Source organism: Glutamicibacter sp. X7 (genome assembly GCF_054889245.1).
The window spans coordinates 2,210,105-2,231,263 of record NZ_CM142678.1 but is presented as its reverse complement, the minus strand read 5'-3'; the positions used below and the strand labels follow the sequence as shown (position 1 = coordinate 2,231,263).

Here is a 21,159-nt window from a genome sequence, read left to right as displayed (position 1 = left end):
GCGATCATTCGGGGGCTAGCGAGCCCTCGGGATAAGGAGCGGAACATGGCCTTGGCCAATGAACAATCGGTTCCCGCCGCGGCAGCTCACCCGCGTCACGCAGCGCTCTTGGCGCAGTTGAAAAGCTCGAAATCCGCCAAGGACGCGAACTTCATCGACGAGTCGGAAACCGAGCTGGCCGAACGCTATGTACTGCCGGGGGCAGAGAAGCAGGCCGAAGAGGAAAACGTCGAAATCATCGCGCAGCTGGCCGATGAATTTACCTGCGCCTCATGCTTCATGGTGCGCCACCGTTCGCAGCTGGTACGGGAGGACGGCGCCGACAAGTTCTGCGCCGAATGCGAAGGCTAGCTCGCCTTCGTTCCGCACCGCCCGGCGGTTGCGCGGCTAGTTTTCCTCGGGCTGGTCGCTCGCTGGTGGCTGATCCTCACGGTACTCGTCCATCACACCACCGAGCGCAGCGGTCAGCTCTTCTGGGCGTCGGGTCGAGGTGATCCAGTAGGGGGTCTCATCGCGCGGATCGGTGACCTCCATCCGCACCACGGCGTCCAACCAGCCGCGCAGGTTCATAAATGCGAGGCCATTGAGTCGCTGACCGCGTTCCTTGAAGGCCTCTTCACCGCGAAAACCGACGACCTCCCCAATGAACTTGCGCTCAATGGTGGCTCGACCGACCTGCAAGGTCTCCTCGGTCACTTCAATGACCGGAACACGCACCAAGAACACCGCGACTAGGCTGACCAACACGGCCACACCGGTCAGTACGCCGCCAAGGACGGAAATCGGGGCGATGGCCACACCGGCGGTCGCCGCGATCAATACTGGCCAGACCCACGTTCCGGCCGAGGGCCACAACTTTTCCTGAAATAGAACCTGGGCTGCGGGCGCGCTGGAAGTACTCATGACTACTAGTTTAGGCATTGCGCGGGACGCTGAATGCACCGTGGCGTTCCCGTGGCCCGCGATAGAGTTAGCTGGAAAAGAAGGACCGTGAACAGTAGAGGCGGTTCTCCGCCTGCCCGAGACCGAGGAATACATAGACGCCAATGAGCGAATCCACCCTGTCTGTCGCCATTCACATGCTCGACCCCGAGCTACCCGTACCGAGTTACGCGCACCCCTCCGATGCGGGCGCTGACCTGCATGCCCGCGAGGATGTTGTACTGGAGCCCGGCCAGCGGGCCCTCATTGGAACCGGTGTTAGCCTGGCGATCCCGCACGGGTATGTTGGCTTGGTCCACCCACGCAGCGGTTTGGCGGCAAAGCACGGGATCACCGTGGTCAATGCACCGGGCACCGTCGACGCCGGATACCGTGGCGAGATTATGGTCACACTGCTGAACACCGACAGCAGCAAGCCCTTCGAGGTGACGCGCGGAGACCGCATTGCCCAGCTGGTGATTCAAAAGGTCGAGATCGCCGAATTCGTTGCGGTGCAATCCCTCGAGGAGTCGGCGCGCGGCACCGGCGGATTCGGATCGACCGGCGGATTTGCGAGCAACTGAGTACCCTAGTTGATAGGGATCACATTTTTCTAAGGACACCATGTTTTTCAAGCGCAAGAAATCAGCCGAACAGGCCGAACAGCCTGTCGTTGACACGGAGCCAACCGTTCAGGAGCCGACCACCAGCGGTCCTTTCGACATCGCCGACGCGCCCGAACACGATGACTACCTGGATTTCGGGGCTATTTTGGTCAAGCCCGTGGAAGGGCTCGGCGTTCGAATGGATGTCGAACAGTCGAATAACCGCGTGATCGCCATTTCGCTCGAGTTGCTCAACTCGCGAATCCAGCTCATGGCCTTCTCTTCCTCGAAGTCCGGGGAACTCTGGCCGGGCATCCGTACGAACATCGCCAAGGAAATCTCGGCACAGAAGGGCGAAATCTACGAACGCGAAAGCGAGTTCGGCCACGAACTGCTCGCCCAAGTTCCGCAGCAGCTTCCCGACGGACGTCAGGGACGGGTAATCCTGCGCTTTGTCGGATTCGACGGTCCGCGCTGGTGCCTGCGCGCCACCATCGGGGGCGCCGCCCTGCAGGACGAGGAGACGTCGAATAAGGTCGACGAATACCTGCGCAGCGTGATCGTCAACCGTGGCGAGAAGCCGATGCCTCCAGCAGAGCTACTGCCTTTGCAGGTGCCCAAGAATGCAACGGCCAGCAAGCCAGAGCAGGCATCCGAGGGTGGGATCAACCCGCCCGAACGTGGCCCGGAGATCACTCAGATCGGCTGAGCTCATGGCACCGGAATCTCTTCGCGAGCCCGAAGGCGAAGAACAGGAACTGCCGCCTCAGGTGTATCGCCGGCTCAACAGCTTGGCCGACCTACCGACCAAGGGCCGTATTTCCCATACCGGCTACGTGCAGTCGGTGAGCTACTCTGCGGCCGGTGAGCACCCAAGTCTCACCGCCGTGGTGGTGGACCGGCTCGGTGGTGCTCCCGGGCGCCGCGGCAGCCAATGGCATGTGAAGCTGAACTTCATGGGGCAGCGCACCGTGCCGGGGATTAAACCCGGCGTCAAAATCGCTTACGGGGGCATGGTGGCTCCGGTGGGGCATGTGCCCACCATCTACAACCCGCGTTATGTGATTTTGCCCCAGCGCGTGCGCTAGCCGGCGCAACGTGAACCTTCGACCCGATGGATCAAGACGATGAGTGAGTACGAACAGCAAGAACCCGAGCGGCAGCCGACGCTAGCCGAGCAACTCAGCCAGAATGCCGGACAGCGGGTCAGTCAGCGCGCCGACGGCTCCATCGACGTGCTGGCCAGCATCGGCGGGGTTCGCGGAGTACTCGAAGCCATCCTTCCCGGCTTTATCTTCGTGCTGGTCTTCGCCTTCAGCAGTGAACTTTCCTGGGCGCTGATTGCATCGATCGCGGTCGGGGCCGTGTTCATGGTGTTGCGCCTGCTGGGCAAGTCGACGGTGATGCAAGCCGCCGTGGGCATGGTGGGCATTTTGATCTGCGCCTTCGCCGCCCGTACCACGGGGGAAGCCAAGGACTATTACGTGCCCGGTTTCTACATTGGGGCCGCCTACCTGGTGGCCCTGCTCATCTCGATCTTCGTGCGTTGGCCGCTGGTCGGGGTGCTCTTCGGATTCATCCGCAATGAGGGGGTTCGCTGGCGTGAGGACCCGTCGCGAGTGCGCCGCTATCAGCTGGCCACCTGGGTGCTTGCCGGCGTGTTCATTCTGCGTCTGGCCGTCCAGTTGCCCATGTACTTCGCCGATGAGGTGGTAGCCCTGGGCATCAGCCGGGCCCTGATGGGGGTTCCGCTCTACGCGGCCGGTCTCTACCTGGGCTGGATGATTTCCAAACCGGCCCCGCAACCTTTGCAGGGCGAGGCCGGCCCGGCCAAATAACGGTCCTAGCGGCAGGCCTCGGAGAGCGTACGACGCAGCTCTTCTTCGGCGGTGGGGGTGGTGATGAAGAAGATTTCATCACCACCCTCAATCACGTCATCGTCGCTGGGCGGGAATGGCGCCTTATCGCGCACGATGGCCACCACGGTGGTGTCCTCGGGCCACTGCACCCGGCCCATGGTGCGCCCAATGAGTGCCGAGTCGTGCGGGACGGTGAATTCCACCATCAGAACCTCACCGGTTTTCAGGCTCAGCAAGCGCACCAGGTCGCCGACCTCGACGGCCTCTTCAACCAGGGCGGTCATCAGGCGCGGGGTGCTCACCGCGACATCCACGCCCCAAGCGTCATCGAACATCCACTCGTTTTTCGGGTTGTTCACGCGGCCCACGGTGCGTCGCACGCCGAATTCGCTTTTCGCGAGCAGGGAGACCACCAGGTTGACCTTGTCATCACCCGTGGCCGAGACAACCACGTCATAGTCTTCCAATTGCGCGCGCTGCAAGACCGTCAGTTCACAGGCGTCGCCGATATGCCAGCGCACCTTGGCGATGTCCTCACGCTGGGCCATTTCCGGTTTCCAGTCGATCATCAGCACCTCGTGGCCGTTGGTGACCAGTTCGTGGGCGATGGATGAGCCGACAGATCCGGCTCCGGCGATCATGACTTTCATCTAGGGATCCTTAGCTGGCGGTAGTGGGGGCGGGGGCACTGGCCAGGGTCTTTTCGACGTCCTTGGCCGCATGGAGATTCATCATCACATGCACGAGGTCTCCGCCTTGAAGCAGGGTCTTGCCGGTGGGAATAATGCCTTCGCCGAATCGGGTGAGGTAGGCCACGCGGACACCTGCGGCGGCTTCCAGATCACGGACCTGATGCCCATACCAGTCGCGGTGCAGGGCGACTTCGGTGAGCATGAGGCGTCCAGACGCTTCGCGGTAGTCGCCGCGCATCGAATAATCCGGCAGGATCCGGCGCAGTACCTGATCGGTGCTCCAACGCACCGCAGCCACCGTGGGGATGCCCAGCCGCTGATAGATTTCCGCACGTCCCGGATCGTAGATGCGGGCGACAACGTTTGGCACGTTATAGGTTTCCCGGGCCACGCGGGTGGCCAGAATGTTGGAGTTATCACCGCTGGAGACGGCGGCGAACGCGTAGGCCTCGTCAATTTTGGCCTCGAGCAGCGTATCGCGGTCGAAGCCAACACCGGTGACCGTGAAGCCGGAAAAGTCTGGGCCGAGGCGGCGGAATGCGTGTTCATTCTGATCGATGATGGCCACCGTATGGCCCGCATTGTCCAGGGTGTGCGCCAGCCCGACGCCCACGCGTCCGCACCCCATAATCACGAAATGTGCCATTGCGCGCACTCCTAGGTATCCGTCGGATCAACAACTCCGGTGGTCTCAGTCGAGAAAGACCACGCATGCAACAATAGCGCCCCGCAGGCCCCGCCGGGTGAGTGTGGCTACTGTGTGTTTGGCTCCCTGCGCTAACGTTGAGGCGTGCCTGCTTTATTTGATGGTCTGAAACGGATCCTCGTGGGCCGGCCCTTTAGCACCGCACGGTTGAAAAAGAAGCCGCTCCCACCGAAGATCGCGCTGCCAATTTTTTCCTCCAGTGCCCTCTCGTCGTTGGCCTATGCGCCCGACGAAATTCTGTTGACCCTGGCCATGGCCGGGGTGGCGGCAACCGCACTCTCACCGATGGTGGGGCTCGCGGTGATGGCGGTGCTGTTGGTGCTGGTACTGTCCTATCGCCAATCCGTGGCAGCCTACCCTTCCGGGGGCGGCGACTACGAGATTGCGCGCAAGAACCTCGGCCCGCGTGCCGGAACCGCGGTTGCGGCCGCGCTGCTGGTGGACTTCGTGCTGACCGTGGCGGTTTCCAGTTCATCCATCGCCCTCTACCTGGGTGCGATTATCCCGGTGTTGGAGCAGCATCACACGCTGGTGGCCTCGCTGATCGTGTTGGTGTTGATGATCGGCAACCTGCGCGGTCGTGGTCAGGGCCGCTGGTCGCTGGCCATCCCGGTGTACCTGTTCGTGACCGGCATCCTCGTGATGATTGCGGTGGGTGTGGTCAAGGCGCTGACCAACACGCTCGGGCACGCACCCAGCGCGGAACTGACCATCGTGCCCGAGGCGGGACTCTCCACCGGATTGCACGGAATCGTCGGGGCACTGCTCATTCTGCGTGCCTTCTCGACCGGTTCGGCGGCGTTGACCGGTATTGAGGTGCCGATCTCCAACGTGCACTACCTGTCGAAACCCAAGGCGAAAAACGCCGGGCGGATCTTGGTGATTCTCGGGGCACTCTCCGGCGTACTGACCATCGGTACCCTGATGCTGGCCAAGGCCACCGGGGTGAAGGTCGTGGCCGATCCGCAGCGTTCCCTACTTCGCGATGGGGGACCGATACCCGAAGACTATGTGCAGCTGCCGGTGCTCGGTCAGCTGGCCGAAGCGGTCTTTGGCAATGTGTTCATCGCTACCGCCATTGTCTCGGCGCTGACCATCGGCGTGTTGCTGATGGCGGGTAATCACGCCTTCAATTCTTTCCCGAACCTTGCCAGCCACCTGGCCACCGACGGCTTCCTGCCACGGCAGTTGCGCACACGCGGCGACCGTCTGGGATTCTCCAACGGCATCCTGTCACTGGGTGTGGCCGCCCTGGCGTTGGTCGTGCTCTTCCAAGCCGATGTGACCATTTTGGTGCAGCTCTACGTGGTGGGCGTGTTCGTTTCCTTCAGCCTGAGCCAGATGGGCATGCTCAAGCACTGGTCGCGTGTGTTGGTGAGCGTCACCGACCGCAAGCTGCGCCGCTCGCTGCTGCGCAAACGCCTGCTGACGCTGCTCGGCCTGGGCCTGTCCGCACTGGTGCTGGTCATCGTCCTAGCCACACGACTGGTCCATGGAGCCTGGCTGGCGGTGCTGGGCATTCTGGTGCTGATGCTCGTGATGGATTCGCTGCACCGGCACTATCAGCTGGTGGACCGGGAACTGGCGGTGAGCGACGACGAGTCCGCCTCTGCGTTGCCGGCCCGCGTGCATGCGCTGGTGCTGGTCTCCACCGTGCGCAAACCCGTGCTGCGGGCGCTGGCCTTCGCGCGCGCCTCCCGCCCCTCCAAGCTGGAGGCGATCATCGTGGACGTCGAGCAGGAGAAGACCGAACGCACCTTGGCGGAGTGGGAACGGCTACGTCTGCCGGTGCCTATCACCGCACTGGCCTCACCGTACCGCGACATCGCTGGCCCGCTGATCGAGCATATTCGGTCGATCAAACGTGAATCGCCGCGTGATCTCATCGTGGTCTACATCCCCGAGTACGTCGTGGGGCATTGGTGGGAACAACTGGTGCACAACCAGACGGCGATGCGCGTGAAAAACCGCCTGCACTACGAGCCCGGTGTGCTCATCGCCTCGGTGCCATGGCGGCTACTGAGTTCCGCCGATGCCCACTTCGGGGCGCCCACCGAAGAATCCTCTGCCCACCGCCGTTAGCCCACGAAGTTTAAGAAGGACCCATATCACCATGAGCACCACCGAGCTGGTTGAGCTGCGCCTAGGACCGATCGCCCACGGCGGGCACACCGTCGCCCGCCACGAGGGCCGGGTGGTGTTCGTGCGGCACGGAATCCCCGGAGAGCTGGTGCGCGCACGGCTGACCGATGCCGGCGAGCAGGCCAAATTCTGGCGAGCCGATGTCGCCGAAGTGCTGGAGCCCAGCGCCGAGCGTCAACCGCACTTTTGGGCGCCGGCCGATGCCCTGCTGAGCGAGCAGCCCGTGGGCGGTGCCGAATTCGGGCATATCGCGCTGGACTTTCAGCGTCAGCTCAAGGCGCGTGTGGCGGTTGAACAGCTCACTCGCCTGGGTCAGATCGACCCGGTGCGTCTGGAACATCTAGTTGCCGCCCAACCGGCCCCCGGCGATGTCAGCGGGCTGGGCTGGCGGACCCGCATGTCCTACGCTGTGGACGCTTCGGGCGCCTTGGCCATGAGTGCTTACCGGAGCAATTCGTTGACCGCCATTACCCGTATGCCGCTTGCGCACCCGGCCATTGAAGCCAGTGGAATCTATGCAGTGAAGTATCCGGGGATCAGCCGGGTCGAGGTTGCGGTGTCCAGTCTCGATGACCGTAGCGTGCTGGTGCTGCTTATTGAGGAGCAGCCCGGTGCCGCGAAGGCCGTGGCCCGGCAACTGCCAGCGGAGCTGAACGTTGCGGCACTGACCCAACAGCGCGGGGCGGCCGCCGACGGGCGCGGTAGCCTGAGCGTGCTTCAAGGCCGCAGCTGGCTGACCGAAGAGGTGCTGGGGCAGGAATACCGGATCACCGGTGAGGGCTTTTGGCAGGTGCACCGCGCCGCGGCGACGGTCCTTAGCGAACGCGTGCTTGAACTGCTGGACCCGCAACCCGGGCAGGCGGTGGCCGATCTCTATGCAGGTGCCGGGTTGTTCTCTGCGCACCTCGCCGCGGCAGTGGGGCCTAGCGGTGCGCTCTATAGTGTGGAGGGCGCTCCGGGAACCCACGCGGACGCGAAGAAGAACTTGCGTCACTTCCCGCAGGCGCAGGTGATTCGCGGTCGGGTTGAACGCGTGTTGCACCAGGTGGTCGAAGAGCGTGAGCTCGATGGGGTGGTGCTTGATCCACCACGTGCCGGGGTGGATAAGAAGGTCGCGGCCGAGCTGGCGGCCAGCGGCGCCCGCAGGCTTTGCTACGTATCGTGCGATCCGGCGTCCTTCGCCCGAGACACCGCACGCCTGAGCGCCCGCGGCTACGAATTAGCGAACGTTGAAGTTCACGATTTGTACCCGCAAACCCATCACATGGAACTCGTGGGGCTCTTTCAGTGCCAATAATCGAGAAATTTCCCCCGCTAAACATGAAAAGCGGGGGAAATTTGCTACTCCGCCCGCATTTGCCGCGCGATGCCGATACACTGTCTTTAGCTCTGCCGCGGTAGTAGCACGACGATTTCAGTTAGGGGTTCCTAACTGGAATTCCGTGTGAGCGTGCATCAAGATGAATGTCTGGCGAGAGGAGTCCCAATGAGCAATGTGGACAGCTTCGGTGCTAAGGGCGTATTGGACGTCAACGGAACCGAATATGAAATTTACCGACTGAACACGGTCGAAGGCTCGGACAGCCTTCCCTACAGCCTCAAGGTTCTGCTAGAGAACCTGCTACGCACCGAAGACGGCGCGAACATCACCAAGGACCACATCAACGCATTGGGTCAGTGGGACGCCTCGGCGCAGCCTAACACCGAGATCCAGTTCACCCCGGCCCGTGTGATCATGCAGGACTTCACCGGCGTTCCCTGCGTCGTTGACCTGGCCACCATGCGTGAAGCCGTCAAGGAGCTCGGCGGCGACCCGAAGCGGGTGAACCCGCTGGCACCGGCCGAAATGGTCATCGACCACTCCGTGCAGATCGACACCTTCGGTTTCGAAGGCGCCATCGAGCGCAACATGGAAATCGAGTACCAGCGCAACGGCGAACGCTACCAGTTCCTGCGCTGGGGCCAGACCGCATTCGATGACTTCAAGGTCGTCCCGCCGGGCACCGGTATCGTGCACCAGGTCAACATCGAGTACCTGGCCCGCACCGTAATGACCCGCGAGGTCGACGGCGTGCTGCGTGCCTACCCGGACACCTGCGTCGGCACCGACTCGCACACCACCATGGTCAACGGCATGGGCGTGCTCGGCTGGGGCGTCGGTGGCATCGAAGCCGAGGCTGCCATGCTCGGCCAGCCGGTTTCCATGCTGATCCCACGCGTCGTTGGCTTCAAGCTCTCGGGCTCGATCCCGGCCGGCGCGACCGCCACCGACGTGGTGCTGACCATCACCGAAATGCTGCGTAAGCACGGTGTGGTCGGCAAGTTCGTGGAATTCTACGGCGACGGCGTCGCCGAAGTGCCGCTGGCTAACCGCGCCACCATCGGTAACATGTCCCCGGAATTCGGTTCCACCGCCGCCATGTTCCCGATCGACGATGTCACCCTGGACTACCTGCGCCTGACCGGCCGCAGCGAGCAGAACATCGCCCTGGTCGAGGCCTACGCCAAGGAACAGGGCATGTGGCACGATCCGAGCCGCGAGCTGCGCTTCAGCGAATACCTCGAGCTGGACCTGTCCACCGTGGTGCCTTCCATCGCTGGCCCGAAGCGTCCGCAGGACCGCATCGAGCTCACCAGCGCCAAGGAGCAGTTCCGCAAGGACATCCACAACTACGTCTCCGACACCACCGACGCCTTGGGCGTTGGCCGTCCGTCGCAGGCCGTCGAGGTAACCCGCGGCGATGAGACCTTCACCATCGACAACGGTCTGGTCTCGATCGCTTCGATCACCTCCTGCACCAACACCTCGAACCCTTCGGTGATGCTGGCCGCCGCCGTGCTGGCCCGCAATGCCGCCAAGAAGGGCCTGAAGTCCAAGCCATGGGTCAAGACCTCCGTGGCTCCGGGCTCCAAGGTCGTCACCGAGTACTACGAGAAGTCCGGCCTGTTGCCGTACCTCGAAGAACTGGGCTTCTACGTCGTCGGTTACGGCTGCGCCACCTGCATCGGTAACTCCGGCCCGTTGGACACCGAGATCTCCGAGGCCATCCAGGCCAACGACCTGGCCGCAACCGCCGTGCTCTCCGGTAACCGTAACTTCGAAGGCCGCATCAACCCGGACGTGAAGATGAACTACCTGGCCTCCCCGCCACTGGTCATCGCCTACGCCCTGGCCGGCACCATGGACTTCGACTTCGAGACTGACTCGCTCGGCCGCGACGCCGACGGCAACGAGATCTTCCTCAAGGACATCTGGCCTTCGCCGACCGAGGTCCAGGAGATCATCGACTCGTCCATCGACGAGGCCATGTTCGCCAAGGGTTACGAGGGTGTCTTCGAGGGCGACGATCGCTGGAAGGCTCTCGACACCCCTGAGGGCGACACCTTCGCCTGGGACGAGAACTCCACCTACGCCCGTAAGGCCCCGTACTTCGATGGCATGACCGCTGAACCGCAGCCGGTCACCGACATCGAGGGTGCTCGCGTGCTGCTGAAGCTGGGCGACTCGGTCACCACCGACCACATTTCCCCGGCCGGTTCCTTCAAGTCCGAAACCCCGGCAGGTCAGTACCTGATCGCCAACGGTGTGGATCGCAAGGACTTCAACTCCTACGGCTCGCGCCGTGGTAACCACGAGGTCATGATCCGCGGTACCTTCGCGAACATCCGCATCAAGAACCAGCTGCTGGATGGCGTCGAGGGTGGTTTCACTCGCGACTTCACCCAGGAGGGTGCACCGCAGTCCTACGTCTACGATGCCGCCGAAAACTACAAGGCTGCCGGCACCCCGCTGGTCGTCCTCGGTGGTAAGGAATACGGTTCGGGCTCCTCGCGTGACTGGGCTGCAAAGGGCACCGCACTGTTGGGTGTCAAGGCCGTCATCACCGAATCCTTCGAGCGCATCCACCGCTCGAACCTGATCGGTATGGGCGTGTTGCCGCTGCAGTTCCCGGCCGGCGAGTCCGCCGATTCGCTGGGTCTGACCGGTACCGAGGTCTTCTCGATCTCCGGTGTGACCGAGCTGAACAACGGCACGACCCCGAAGACCGTGAAGGTCACCGCCACCGCCGAAGACGGCAAGGTGACCGAATTCGACGCCGTAGTGCGTATCGATACGCCAGGTGAAGCCGATTACTACCGTAACGGCGGCATCCTGCAGTACGTGCTGCGTCAGATCTCGGCTAACTAATTAGTCGACATCACTGGAACACCGCGGGGCGGGTAGACCTACTGGGTCTGCCCGCCCCGCGGGTCTTTAAGCGCAGAACACTCTTAGTGCCTACGCCCCTGATTTAGGGCTTCAGGATGCATTGCTCGGCACTGCGGGGATGGCGGCCGGCGACGGTATGGCTGCTGGACGTCGTCTGACTGTTGTCGGGCACGAGCGGGCGACAGTCAAACACCATGGACGAACCAGCCGATGCCTCAGGGGGATGATACGGCGCATCTGGTCCTCACCGGCTCTGCATTCGCCGCCCGAGAATAGGAATTAGCTGGCGTCGGTTTCGCGGAATACCGACGACATAAGTACGGCCTAGGCTGGTGTCATGAACGCGCCCGCACAACGCGACCTAACCGCCGAGCAGACAGGCTTACTGCGGCAATGGCTGGGTCAATATGAAATCCTCGAAGACCTCTCGTGGCCGACAGGCGAGAACATCGTGCTTCGGGTGCGCACCGCCCGACGGGATTTAATCGTCAAGGCCGGTCGGGGATCGACTCACCACATTGGTCGAGAAATTCGTGCACACGGACAGCATCTAACCGCCTGGTATGCCCGTAGGGCGACCAACAAGATGCTCCATGCACACGCTGGTGCCAAACTCTTAGTGCTCGAATACCTGCCCGGTCGATTGGCGCAAGGAACACCCGCCGAATATTCACCCGAGGTGCATCGGCAGGCCGGAGAACTTCTGCGCGTATTGCATGAGCAAGACTCGCAACCCAGCGGCGACTACGAAGCACGCCTTGTTGCGAGCACCATTGAGCTATTGGGCGGAAGTCACCGGATAGATCCCGAGCTTCGAGTCAGAGCCGAGTCCTGGCTTCACGGTTACCGTCCGCGGCCCATAGCCCTTGTGCCCACTCATGGTGACTGGCAGCCCCGCAATTGGCTCGTGCAGGAAGGGCAATTGCGAGCCATTGATCTGGGGCGTTTCGATTTCCGCCCGGCATCCAGCGATCTGGTGCGGCTACATCATCAGCAATGGGTCGAACACCCCGAGTTGGCGCAGGCCCACCGCGAAGGATATGGTGCCGATCCTCGGGCGTATCCGGGGTGGAAGCTGGCCGAGATCCGCGAAGCGATTGGCACCGCGGTGTGGGCTTACCGGATGGGGGATGAGCAGTTCGAGACCCAAGGCCACCATATGCTGGCCGAAGTGCTGCACGGCCTCTAGCGAAGCAACATGCTCAACGTGCGCAAAGCCCGGACGCTGGCCGATCTATGTTGACCAGCGTCCGGGCATTGGATGCCTACTATGCCTTGGAGAAGAGCAACGAGACGTTCTGGCCACCGAACCCAAAGGAGTTGCTCAGCGCGTGATCGAAGGTCGTCTCACGTGCCTGCGTGTGGACCACATCGAGCGTGATTTCTTCGTCCAGTTCGCTGAGGTTGCGTGTTGGCGGAATGATCTGCTGTTCGAGGGACATGATGGTCACGATGGCCTCCACGGCGCCGGCCGCGCCCACCAAGTGTCCGAGCGCCCCCTTCGGTGCCGTGACGGCAGGGGAGTGTTCGAACACCTCGTTGACCGCCTTGCTCTCACTCAGGTCGCCAACGGTTGTTCCCGTGGCGTGGGCATTGAGGTGTCCCACCGCCGAGGGAGTCAGCCCCGCGAGTTTGATCGCCTGGCGCATGGCACGGATCTGTCCCGCACCGCTGGGATCCGAGGCGGTGATGTGATACGCGTCCGAGGTGATTGCCCAGCCGCTGAGCCGTGCATGCGCCCGTGCGCCACGGCGTGCTGCGTGTTCGGCGCTTTCGAGGATCACCACACCAGCCCCTTCGCCGAGCACGAATCCGGCGCGGTCGGCCGAGAACGGTCGGGATAGTTCATCGGCGGGTCGTTCATCCGGCTTGGCCAGTGCCTGGGCCTGTGAGAAGGCCGCCACGGTCAATGGTGCGATTGCTGCTTCGGCGCCGCCGGCGATCACCACATTAGCCTCGCCGGTGGCGATCAGTCGGGCCGCCGTCGCCAGTGCTTCTGCACCGGCAGCACACGCGCTGACCGGGGTATAGGTTCCGGCCTTGGCCCCGTAGGTCATCGCGACCTGTGCGCTTGCAGCGTTGGCCATCAGCATCGGGACGGTACGCGGGCTGACCCGGCGGGCTCCACGTTCGAGGAGAACGTGTTCCTGATCCAGCAACGTATTGAGGCCGCCGATGCCGGTGCCGATGACCGCTGCCAGCCGTTCCGGATCGAGCTCGGCTTCGGCGTCGAATCCCGCATCGGCCCACGCCTGCTCGGCGGCCACGAGGGCAAATTGCTGGGAGCGGTCCAAGCGACGCGTCGCCGGTTTGCCAAGTAGCTCGGCCATATCGACGGTAACCGCGCCGGCGATTGCGTCGGGCACACCTGCCTCAGCGAATCGCGGGTCGGTCAAGGTGGCGATGCCGGAGCTCGAGGAAGTTAGTCCGGAAAAGAGAGCTTCGGTGCCGAGCCCCAGTGGGGTGATGGCACCGTAGCCGGTTACGACGATGTCGGTCACGAAGAATCCTTCTTGTATGGAAAACAAGTTTCTTCACTCAGCATACAATAGCGCTATGAGTGGGCAGCATCGCGAGGGCAGCACGAAGCCGGGGTCTCGAGGTCAGATCACCCGTCAGCGCATTCGTAATAGTGCCGCGGAGCTCTTCGCGCGCTACGCGCCAGAGGAAGTGACGGTCTCGACCATCGCGCGCCACGCTGGGGTGTATCCCAACCAAATCACCCACCATTTTGGGTCCAAGGACGCACTCTTTGTGGAGTCGGCGTTCTCATCGTTGTTGCGCGACTCCGCACGGCTCAAAACCGTCTCCCGTCGCACGGCCGATCCCGAGGTGTTTGTCACAGCCTTGGCGCGCACCGCGTTGGTGATGCCATCGATCCCAATGGTCGTCTCGGCCCTGGGCCTAGGGCGTTCACATACCGCGCTGCAACCCACGCTGACCGGTGGCATGAAGGTCCTCTTTCGCAGTTCGACGCACTATGTGCGCGCCATACTGCAGGAAAAGGGCTGGACAATGCCCGAATCGGTGGAAAAGGAAGTGAAAACCTTCTGGAGCACGATTTTCGGTGCAGTACTGATGGGGCAGGCCGGTTTCCAAGGAACTCCCTCGGATCTCGATGTCGCGTCGCTGGTGCGAATCAACGCCGACCCAGAAGCTATGGGCGAGCGATTCGCGCCCGACCGCACTGGTGGCGGATAATAAACGGTAGACGTGCCGGTCTATACTAGAAGTTTCGCGGGGTGTACGCCGCGCGAGGTGCACGAGGTGAAGGGGAACTACGTGTCTTTGCTCAAGACCATCAACAAGCCCGCAGATTTGCGCGCCCTCACCCCGGAACAGCTACACGAGCTGGCCGAGGAAATCCGCGGTTTTCTCATCGCCAATGTGGCGCGCACCGGTGGACACTTAGGACCCAACCTCGGGGTTGTGGAGCTGACCCTAGGCATTCACCGGATCTTCGATTCGCCGCGTGATTCCATCGTCTTCGATACCGGGCACCAGTCCTATGTGCACAAACTTGTCACCGGTCGCCAGAACTTCGACACGCTGCGCAAACAAGGCGGTCTGTCGGGATACCCCGAGCGGGCCGAATCCGAACACGATATTGTCGAGTCCTCCCACGCCTCTTCCTCGCTTTCTTGGATCGACGGAATCTCGCGTGCCCGGGCGCTACGCGGCGAGCAGGACCGGTGGGCGGTAGCGCTCGTAGGCGACGGCGCGCTGACCGGTGGCATGGCCTGGGAAGCGGTGAACAACATTGCCGCCGACAAATCCCGCAAGGCCGTGATTGTCGTCAACGACAACGGCCGCTCCTACGCTCCGACGATCGGCGGTCTAGCTAACCAACTCGCCGGGCTTCGCCAGCAATTGGATCGGGTACGCACCCACCCCGCCTACGAAAACGCGATGGATAAGCTCAAGAGCAAATTGCGTGATTCCGGACCGGTCGGGAACTTTACCTACAAATCTCTGCATGCCACCAAGAAGGGCATTAAAGACTGGTGGGCTCCGCAGGGGTTGTTCGAGGACCTTGGCCTCAAGTACATTGGCCCGATCGACGGGCACAACCAGAGCGCCGTTGAAGAAGCACTGCTGCAGGCGAAAAACTACGGCGGGCCGGTGCTCGTCCATGCGCTGACCGAGAAGGGCCACGGCTACGCCCCGGCACGGGCCGACGAGGCCGACCAATTCCACGCCGTGGGTGTGATCGACCCGGAAACCGGGGTGCCGGTCGCCTCCAGCTCCGCACAGAGCTGGACCAGCGTATTTGGCGAGGAAATCGCCGCGGTAGCCGACGAGCGCGAGGATATTGTGGCCATCACCGGCGCCATGTTGCAGCCGGTCGGTCTCAAAACCATGGCCGAACGCCACCCGGATCGCGTGATCGACGTCGGTATCGCCGAACAGCACGCCATGACCACCGCCGCAGGCCTGGCCTTCGGGGGACTGCACCCGGTGGTCTGCGTCTACGCGACCTTCCTGAACCGCGCGTTCGATCAGCTGCTGATGGACGTGGCGTTGCACAAGGCCGGGGTGACCATCGTGCTCGACCGCGCCGGTGTGACCGGTCCCGACGGCGCCAGCCACCACGGCATGTGGGATATGGCGCTGACCCAGATTATTCCGAATCTGCATCTGGCCGCTCCGCGTGACGCCGACCGGCTGCGCGAGGAACTGCGCGAGTCGCTGCAGATCGACGACGCCCCTAGCGTGGTGCGTTTCTCCAAGGGCAGCGTGGGTGAACCCGTCAATGCCGTAGACCGGCTGCCCGACGGAGTGGACGTGCTGGCCCGGCTCGGTGACCGCGCCGCCCCCGACGTGCTGATCGTATCGGTGGGCGCCATGGCCGAGCTGTCACTGGATGTGGCCCGTCGACTGAACAGTCAGGGCGTTTCGGTGACCGTGGTCGACCCGCGCTGGGTGTTGCCCATGCCGAAATCCGTGGTCTCGCTCGCGGCCCGTCACCGCATTGTCGTGTGCATCGAGGACGGGGTGCGTGTCGGTGGCATTGGCTCACGCCTACGCACCGAAATGCGTGCCGCCGGAGTAGACACCGCGCTGAACGAGGTAGGTCTACCCACCGAATTCCTGGCCCACGGTACCCGGGCCGAGGTGCTCGAGCGCGTTGGGCTCACCGCTCAGCAGGTTGCCCAGGACACCCTCGCCCAAGTTCTAGGCACCAAGGTGCCCTTCGCCCGCCCGCTACCGGGGCAGGATCTGCCCACCGGACAGATTCCCAAGCTATGACCCAAGAACGAGAGTCCTTTCTCGCGCACCTGCAGGATGAACCGCACGCCCAGTACGGCGACTTCGTGGTGGCGCGGGCCTGGAAATTCGATGGCACCCCGCACTGGGTTGTTCCCGGCTACTATCTGGGCGCCGATGAATACGGGCACTGGATTCATCAACCGGCCGGCTCGCTCGTGGCACGCCCCGGCAGCGCCCACCTGGCCGCCAGCGATGCCCTCTGCCTGATTCCACGCGGGGAAAGCTGGGTCGCGACGCTCTACGACAGCGCGCAGGAAGATTTCGACGTATACATCGACCTGTCTACCTCGGTCGGTTGGGCCCCGCTGAAGTCCGGGGGATGGGAGCTGAACTCCATCGACATGGATCTCGATGCGATCCGCTCACGCACCCGCGGTGTGTTCCTTGACGACGAAGACGAATTTACCGAGCACGCGGCGCAGATGGGCTATCCGCGGAACTTGCAGCTCAGCCTACGGCAGACCGCCGAGGGCCTACTGCAGGGTCTAGCGGACGACCGGCCGCCGTTCAACCATTCCTACCGTGCGCAGTGGCGGCAGCGTGCCGCTAATTTTGACGCACGCGACACTAACGTAGCGAAGGACTAATACTGATGGCGATTATCCGCACGTACCGCACCGATGACAAAGGCGAATTGCACTTTCGCGAAGCCTGGTACCAGCAGTTCGAAAACGAAGAGCTCGGCCAGTTCGTGCTGAATCACGGGTCGGTGGGTCATATGTCCAGCACCAACCAGGCAGTGGACGTCGAGGCGGAACGTGCCGACGAACTCTTCGCCGGTTTTCTTCAGCAGTGCGCCGAAGACGGCTACGCCGAGATCCCTGCCGAGGAGCAGTCTTGGGTCATCGTGCAGTACGCGCTGAAGTCCAAGGACGGCACCGAACGCGATCGCTACTTGCAGCGTAAGGCCAGCGAGGCGTTGACCGGTCACCTCGCGTGGCGCGGGCTGGGCACCGTTGAATCCTCGGATTTTGCCGCCTACAAGCTGAACATTCGGGTGCTGACGCCTGCCCCGAAAAAGGCCGTGGCCGCGATCAAGACCTGCATCCGCGAGGCCAAGCTCGATTTCACCAAGATGAGCATCGCCACCGCCGGGTACGCAGACCTTGAACACGCCAAAATGGTGCATCCGACGCCGGCCAAGCCGTTCTCCCTGAGCTAAGCGCGCCGGACGACGACACGAACTGACTTGAGGACTTTCCACCCATGATTCCCCAGGACGGACAGGACCGCGGTGCCGGGGCGAAGCGCAAGCAAGCTCAGGTTGGTGCCAGCCGACTACCGCTGCACCTGATCTTTCAAGCCGGTATTGCCGCGGTCGTGGCGCTGGGCCTTGAGGGGCTACTGCAGCTTCCGGCCGCCAATGGTGCCCTAGCCGGTGTAGCACTAGCCCTTCTCTGTTGGCTGATTCGCGAACTTTATCAACCGTCGGCCACCCGGGCCGGGGCGCGCGTGGTGCTCGTGCTGCGCATGCTCTCGATCGTTGGCTTTACCTTTGCCATCAGCGGGCTCTCGCGCCTGCTGACGTAGTTCCGTCGCGTACCGCGTCATGTGCGTTGGCCGCTGATACGGCAAAGGTCGCCGCATCCCGATTGCTCGGGATGCGGCGACCTTTTTAGCTACTCGGTGCGAGCCGTGACTAGTCGGTGCCGCTATCGAAAGCTGCGGCCTCCAACGAACGGTCCACGGCCAAGGAATCGCCATCGACCGGGGCGGCCTCGGCAATGGCCTCGGCGCCGCCAGCCTCCAGCGTGCCGACCAGCTCGGCGGTGTGCCCGCCGACGAGACCGGCCTTGGCGTATTGCTCCAGGCGGCCGCGCGAATCGGCGATGTCCAGGTTACGCATGGTCAGCTGGCCAATGCGGTCCAGCGGGCCGAAGGCGGCGTCGCCCACGCGCTCCATGGACAGCTTGTCCGGGTGGTAGCTGAGGTTCTCGCCGGTGGTGTCCAAGATCGTGTAGTCGTCGCCGCGGCGCAGGCGCAGGGTGACGGTACCGGAAATGGCCGAGCCAACCCAGCGCTGGATGGATTCGCGGAGCATCAGTGCCTGCGGGTCCAGCCAGCGACCCTCGTACATCAGGCGGCCGAGGCGACGGCCCTCGTTGTGGTAGCTGGCCACGGTGTCTTCGTTGTGGATCGCATTGACGAGGCGCTCGTAGGCGATGAACAACAGGGCCATGCCCGGTGCCTCGTAGATGCCACGCGACTTGGCTTCGATGATGCGGTTTTCGATCTGATCGCTCATGCCCAGGCCGTGACGACCACCGATCCGGTTGGCCTCATCGACCAGTGCGACGGCGTCGGAGAATTCCTGGCCATTGATGGCCACCGGACGACCGGCGGCGAAGGTGACCGATACATCCTCGGCCTTGACCTCGACCGACTCGTCCCAGTACTTCACACCCATGATCGGCTCGACGGCTTCCAGCGAGGTGTTCAGCAGTTCGAGGGTCTTCGCCTCGTGGGTTGCACCCCAGATGTTGGCGTCGGTGGAGTAGGCCTTTTCTGCCGAATCGCGGTACGGGAAGCCGTGGGCCTGCAGCCACTCGCTCATTTCCTGACGTCCGCCCAGCTCGGCGACGAACTGCGGGTCCAGCCATGGCTTGTAGATACGCAGCTTCGGGTTGGCCATCAGCCCGTAACGGTAGAAGCGTTCGATGTCATTGCCCTTGTAGGTGGAGCCATCGCCCCAGACATCGACCCCGTCCTCACGCATGGCGCGTACCAGCAGCGTGCCGGTGACGGCGCGGCCCAGCGGGGTGGTATTGAAGTAGGACTTGCCGCCCGAACGGATGTGGAAGGCACCGCAGGCCAGAGCCGCGAAGCCCTCTTCGACCAGCGCGGGCTTGCAGTCGACCAGGCGCGAAGCCTCGGCGCCGTATTCCAGGGCGCGGCCCGGAACGGCGTCGATATTCGGCTCGTCGTACTGGCCGAGGTCGCCGGTGTAGGTGTAGGGGATGGCACCCTTATCGCGCATCCAGGCCACGGCTACCGAGGTGTCGAGACCGCCGGAAAATGCGATGCCGACGCGTTCGCCGACGGGGAGGGAGGTGAGGACTTTAGACATGGTCACATCCTAATGGATAAATATGCAATGGTGTGAATCGTGTGCCAAAAAGTGAACTATCAAGGCATCTACCGATAGCGTAGTTCCTATTGGTCGGCAAAGGTTAAGACCTTACGAGAGTGATAAGGAGAAATCGTGGAATTTCGACGATTGGGGCGCAGCGGGCTCACGGTATCCGTGGTGGGTCTGGGCTGTAATAACCTTGGGCGCGCGGGGACCGCTACCGAATCGCAAGAGGGCACCAATGAATTGATTCATGCCGCCCTCGATGCGGGGATTACGTTCTTCGACGTGGCCGACATGTACGGCCGGGAGCCCGGGCTTTCCGAAGAGCGGCTCGGTGCGGCACTTGGATCGCACCGTGAGGATGTCATCGTAGCCACGAAATTCGGACTGGACATGCAGGGCGTCAACGGGCCAGATTATGGTGCTCGCGGTTCCAGGCGCTACATCATGAAAGCCGTCGAAGCATCGCTTCGCCGCTTGGGCACCGACTACATTGACCTGTATCAGTATCACAGCCCCGACGGGCTAACCCCGGTGGATGAAACCCTGCAGGCGTTGGACGACCTCGTGCGCAGCGGCAAGGTGCGCTACATCGGACACTCCAACCAGACCGGGTGGCAGATCGCCCAGGCCGAATACGTGGCCCGCCAGCTGGGAACCTCCCGCTTTATCTCGGCGCAAAACCACTACAACCTCATCGACCGACGGGCCGAGCTTGAGGTGCTGCCGGCCGCCCGCGAATTTGGCCTCGGGGTACTGCCCTACTTCCCGCTGGCCAATGGGCTGCTTACCGGCAAATACTCCCAAGGTTCGGCTCCTGAGGGCTCTCGGCTCACCCACTCGCGGCAGAACCTGCTTCACGACACCGATTTCGAGCAGCTCGAGAAGTTTGCCGCCTTTGCCCGCGCCCGTGACCTCACCCCGGCGGAACTGGCCTTCTGTTGGCTGGCCGCCCAGTCGCCGGTGGCCTCGGTGATCGCCGGAGCCACTCGCGTCGAGCAGGTGCGTGCTAACGCCCAGGCCATTAAGTGGGTGCCGAGCGACATCGAGCGTATAGAACTGGACGAGATTTTCCCGCCGGCCGAGAAAATCGCGTTGTTCTAACACTCCAGTGACACAGCGAATGCCGGGCAGCCACCAGTTGTGGTGACTGCCCGGCATTCTCTATACCTCGGTGCCTGCGTGCTAGATAGCATCCTCGGGTATGAATACTAGGATGTCGTCGCCCTCAATTTTGGTGGCGAATCGGGCCAGGGCGGCCTTCGCCGGTCCGTGGGTGGCGGTGCCATCGGCGGGAGAGAACTGCGAGCCGTGGCAGGCACAGTAGAAATCCTCGCCCGAGGGTGCGTCGCTACTGACCGCGCAACCCTGGTGGGTGCACACATTGGTGTAGGCCAGTACGGAATCCTCGCTCGGTCGGAAGAGCAAGACGCCAACCTCGGAACCATTGGCTCCCGAGGCGACCGCCGAGGCCCGCGAGCCCACGGGTAAGTCCGCTAGGGTCAACAGGGCCTGGCCCTGGCCGGTTGGCTCGGGTACGGCGCTGGGGGAGTTGATGGGAGCGGCCGAATGGCCATCTCCACAGGCGGCCAGCAGGGCGCTACCACCGAGTGCTGCTCCGACGCCCACGACCGTGCGCCGATTGGGAAGGGAAGTTTCGCTCATGGGCATATTCTTGCA

21 protein-coding genes are annotated in these 21,159 nt (G+C 63.0%); 15 read left to right on the top strand and 6 right to left on the bottom strand.

What is annotated here, in order from left to right:
• Window positions 1-45: 45 nt before the first annotated feature.
• Window positions 46-351 (top strand): DUF4193 family protein, encoded by a 306-nt coding sequence (locus tag ACYU0X_RS10730; protein ID WP_309406617.1) that lies wholly within the window; start codon window positions 46-48, stop codon window positions 349-351.
• A 36-nt stretch (window positions 352-387) separates the two neighbouring features.
• Here the strand turns inward: ACYU0X_RS10730 and ACYU0X_RS10725 are convergent, their stop codons facing one another.
• On the bottom strand, window positions 388-903 hold the full coding sequence (locus tag ACYU0X_RS10725; RefSeq protein ID WP_309406619.1) for a DUF3093 domain-containing protein: 516 nt from the start codon (window positions 901-903) through the stop codon (window positions 388-390).
• Window positions 904-1,046: 143 nt separating this feature from the next.
• Here ACYU0X_RS10725 and dut point away from each other — a divergent pair, with 143 nt between their 5' ends.
• From dut to ACYU0X_RS10705, 4 genes are read left to right on the top strand one after another with little or no spacing between them, the layout of a single operon-like run.
• Window positions 1,047-1,505, top strand: a complete 459-nt coding sequence (gene dut / locus ACYU0X_RS10720; RefSeq protein ID WP_309406620.1) for a dUTP diphosphatase — start codon at window positions 1,047-1,049, stop codon at window positions 1,503-1,505.
• Between the two features lie 40 nt (window positions 1,506-1,545).
• Window positions 1,546-2,235, top strand: a complete 690-nt coding sequence (locus ACYU0X_RS10715) for a DUF3710 domain-containing protein (RefSeq protein ID WP_309406622.1) — start codon at window positions 1,546-1,548, stop codon at window positions 2,233-2,235.
• Between the two features lie 4 nt (window positions 2,236-2,239).
• Window positions 2,240-2,614, top strand: a complete 375-nt coding sequence (locus ACYU0X_RS10710) for a hypothetical protein (protein ID WP_309406624.1) — start codon at window positions 2,240-2,242, stop codon at window positions 2,612-2,614.
• A gap of 39 nt (window positions 2,615-2,653) precedes the next feature.
• Window positions 2,654-3,364 carry a DUF3159 domain-containing protein gene (locus ACYU0X_RS10705; protein WP_309406626.1) on the top strand — a complete coding sequence of 237 codons (711 nt, stop codon included), beginning with the start codon at window positions 2,654-2,656 and terminating at the stop codon, window positions 3,362-3,364.
• A 5-nt stretch (window positions 3,365-3,369) separates the two neighbouring features.
• Here the strand turns inward: ACYU0X_RS10705 and ACYU0X_RS10700 are convergent, their stop codons facing one another.
• Window positions 3,370-4,035 carry a potassium channel family protein gene (locus ACYU0X_RS10700; protein ID WP_309406628.1) on the bottom strand — a complete coding sequence of 222 codons (666 nt, stop codon included), beginning with the start codon at window positions 4,033-4,035 and terminating at the stop codon, window positions 3,370-3,372.
• Between the two features lie 10 nt (window positions 4,036-4,045).
• Window positions 4,046-4,723: a potassium channel family protein gene (locus ACYU0X_RS10695; RefSeq protein ID WP_309406630.1), complete on the bottom strand. Its 678-nt coding sequence runs from the start codon at window positions 4,721-4,723 to the stop codon at window positions 4,046-4,048.
• 144 nt (window positions 4,724-4,867) lie between these two features.
• Between ACYU0X_RS10695 and ACYU0X_RS10690 the strand changes: the two genes are divergently transcribed.
• From ACYU0X_RS10690 to ACYU0X_RS10675, 4 genes are all read left to right on the top strand, one after another.
• A complete protein-coding gene (locus ACYU0X_RS10690; protein ID WP_309406632.1) occupies window positions 4,868-6,865 on the top strand; it encodes an APC family permease in 1,998 nt (665 codons plus the stop codon).
• 31 nt (window positions 6,866-6,896) lie between these two features.
• Window positions 6,897-8,222 (top strand): class I SAM-dependent RNA methyltransferase, encoded by a 1,326-nt coding sequence (locus tag ACYU0X_RS10685; RefSeq protein ID WP_418906909.1) that lies wholly within the window; start codon window positions 6,897-6,899, stop codon window positions 8,220-8,222.
• Window positions 8,223-8,411: 189 nt separating this feature from the next.
• Window positions 8,412-11,114, top strand: a complete 2,703-nt coding sequence (acnA, locus tag ACYU0X_RS10680) for an aconitate hydratase AcnA (protein ID WP_309406636.1) — start codon at window positions 8,412-8,414, stop codon at window positions 11,112-11,114.
• A 358-nt stretch (window positions 11,115-11,472) separates the two neighbouring features.
• Window positions 11,473-12,324 (top strand): phosphotransferase, encoded by an 852-nt coding sequence (locus ACYU0X_RS10675; protein ID WP_309406638.1) that lies wholly within the window; start codon window positions 11,473-11,475, stop codon window positions 12,322-12,324.
• 79 nt (window positions 12,325-12,403) lie between these two features.
• Here ACYU0X_RS10675 and ACYU0X_RS10670 read toward each other — a convergent pair whose 3' ends face one another.
• Window positions 12,404-13,636, bottom strand: a complete 1,233-nt coding sequence (locus ACYU0X_RS10670) for a beta-ketoacyl-[acyl-carrier-protein] synthase family protein (protein ID WP_461900644.1) — start codon at window positions 13,634-13,636, stop codon at window positions 12,404-12,406.
• 55 nt (window positions 13,637-13,691) lie between these two features.
• Here ACYU0X_RS10670 and ACYU0X_RS10665 point away from each other — a divergent pair, with 55 nt between their 5' ends.
• The 5 genes from ACYU0X_RS10665 to ACYU0X_RS10645 all read left to right on the top strand — a co-directional run bounded on the left by ACYU0X_RS10665 (window position 13,692) and on the right by ACYU0X_RS10645 (window position 17,936).
• Window positions 13,692-14,336 carry a TetR/AcrR family transcriptional regulator C-terminal domain-containing protein gene (locus ACYU0X_RS10665; RefSeq protein ID WP_418906906.1) on the top strand — a complete coding sequence of 215 codons (645 nt, stop codon included), beginning with the start codon at window positions 13,692-13,694 and terminating at the stop codon, window positions 14,334-14,336.
• A gap of 81 nt (window positions 14,337-14,417) precedes the next feature.
• Window positions 14,418-16,385: a 1-deoxy-D-xylulose-5-phosphate synthase gene (gene dxs / locus ACYU0X_RS10660; protein ID WP_418906905.1), complete on the top strand. Its 1,968-nt coding sequence runs from the start codon at window positions 14,418-14,420 to the stop codon at window positions 16,383-16,385.
• Window positions 16,382-16,993 carry a DUF402 domain-containing protein gene (locus ACYU0X_RS10655; RefSeq protein ID WP_418906904.1) on the top strand — a complete coding sequence of 204 codons (612 nt, stop codon included), beginning with the start codon at window positions 16,382-16,384 and terminating at the stop codon, window positions 16,991-16,993. Before dxs ends, ACYU0X_RS10655 begins: the two co-directional genes overlap by 4 nt.
• Window positions 16,994-16,998: 5 nt before the next feature.
• Entirely contained in the window at window positions 16,999-17,568 is a 570-nt protein-coding gene (locus tag ACYU0X_RS10650) for a hypothetical protein (protein WP_459273582.1), read from the top strand.
• 44 nt (window positions 17,569-17,612) lie between these two features.
• Window positions 17,613-17,936: a hypothetical protein gene (locus tag ACYU0X_RS10645; protein WP_461900640.1), complete on the top strand. Its 324-nt coding sequence runs from the start codon at window positions 17,613-17,615 to the stop codon at window positions 17,934-17,936.
• A gap of 109 nt (window positions 17,937-18,045) precedes the next feature.
• On the opposite strand, the gene argG is transcribed toward ACYU0X_RS10645, so the two are convergent.
• Window positions 18,046-19,473: an argininosuccinate synthase gene (gene argG, locus ACYU0X_RS10640; RefSeq protein ID WP_461900638.1), complete on the bottom strand. Its 1,428-nt coding sequence runs from the start codon at window positions 19,471-19,473 to the stop codon at window positions 18,046-18,048.
• 132 nt (window positions 19,474-19,605) lie between these two features.
• On the opposite strand from argG, the gene ACYU0X_RS10635 reads away from it, so the two are divergent.
• Window positions 19,606-20,583 carry an aldo/keto reductase gene (locus ACYU0X_RS10635; protein WP_461902800.1) on the top strand — a complete coding sequence of 326 codons (978 nt, stop codon included), beginning with the start codon at window positions 19,606-19,608 and terminating at the stop codon, window positions 20,581-20,583.
• A gap of 81 nt (window positions 20,584-20,664) precedes the next feature.
• Here ACYU0X_RS10635 and ACYU0X_RS10630 read toward each other — a convergent pair whose 3' ends face one another.
• A complete protein-coding gene (locus ACYU0X_RS10630) occupies window positions 20,665-21,144 on the bottom strand; it encodes a Rieske (2Fe-2S) protein (RefSeq protein WP_461900636.1) in 480 nt (159 codons plus the stop codon).
• Between the last annotated feature and the right edge of the window lie 15 nt (window positions 21,145-21,159).

Excerpts from the sequence above, each read along its gene's own strand:
- ACYU0X_RS10730 (WP_309406617.1), top strand. The coding sequence starts at position 46 with ATGGCCTTGGCCAATGAACAATCGGTTCCCGCCGCGGCAGCTCACCCG.
- ACYU0X_RS10725 (WP_309406619.1), bottom strand. The coding sequence starts at position 903 with ATGAGTACTTCCAGCGCGCCCGCAGCCCAGGTTCTATTTCAGGAAAAG.
- dut (WP_309406620.1), top strand. The coding sequence starts at position 1,047 with ATGAGCGAATCCACCCTGTCTGTCGCCATTCACATGCTCGACCCCGAG.
- ACYU0X_RS10715 (WP_309406622.1), top strand. The coding sequence starts at position 1,546 with ATGTTTTTCAAGCGCAAGAAATCAGCCGAACAGGCCGAACAGCCTGTC.
- ACYU0X_RS10710 (WP_309406624.1), top strand. The coding sequence starts at position 2,240 with ATGGCACCGGAATCTCTTCGCGAGCCCGAAGGCGAAGAACAGGAACTG.
- ACYU0X_RS10705 (WP_309406626.1), top strand. The coding sequence starts at position 2,654 with ATGAGTGAGTACGAACAGCAAGAACCCGAGCGGCAGCCGACGCTAGCC.
- ACYU0X_RS10700 (WP_309406628.1), bottom strand. The coding sequence starts at position 4,035 with ATGAAAGTCATGATCGCCGGAGCCGGATCTGTCGGCTCATCCATCGCC.
- ACYU0X_RS10695 (WP_309406630.1), bottom strand. The coding sequence starts at position 4,723 with ATGGCACATTTCGTGATTATGGGGTGCGGACGCGTGGGCGTCGGGCTG.
- ACYU0X_RS10685 (WP_418906909.1), top strand. The coding sequence starts at position 6,897 with ATGAGCACCACCGAGCTGGTTGAGCTGCGCCTAGGACCGATCGCCCAC.
- acnA (WP_309406636.1), top strand. The coding sequence starts at position 8,412 with ATGAGCAATGTGGACAGCTTCGGTGCTAAGGGCGTATTGGACGTCAAC.
- ACYU0X_RS10675 (WP_309406638.1), top strand. The coding sequence starts at position 11,473 with ATGAACGCGCCCGCACAACGCGACCTAACCGCCGAGCAGACAGGCTTA.
- ACYU0X_RS10665 (WP_418906906.1), top strand. The coding sequence starts at position 13,692 with ATGAGTGGGCAGCATCGCGAGGGCAGCACGAAGCCGGGGTCTCGAGGT.
- ACYU0X_RS10655 (WP_418906904.1), top strand. The coding sequence starts at position 16,382 with ATGACCCAAGAACGAGAGTCCTTTCTCGCGCACCTGCAGGATGAACCG.
- ACYU0X_RS10650 (WP_459273582.1), top strand. The coding sequence starts at position 16,999 with ATGGCGATTATCCGCACGTACCGCACCGATGACAAAGGCGAATTGCAC.
- ACYU0X_RS10645 (WP_461900640.1), top strand. The coding sequence starts at position 17,613 with ATGATTCCCCAGGACGGACAGGACCGCGGTGCCGGGGCGAAGCGCAAG.
- argG (WP_461900638.1), bottom strand. The coding sequence starts at position 19,473 with ATGTCTAAAGTCCTCACCTCCCTCCCCGTCGGCGAACGCGTCGGCATC.
- ACYU0X_RS10630 (WP_461900636.1), bottom strand. The coding sequence starts at position 21,144 with ATGAGCGAAACTTCCCTTCCCAATCGGCGCACGGTCGTGGGCGTCGGA.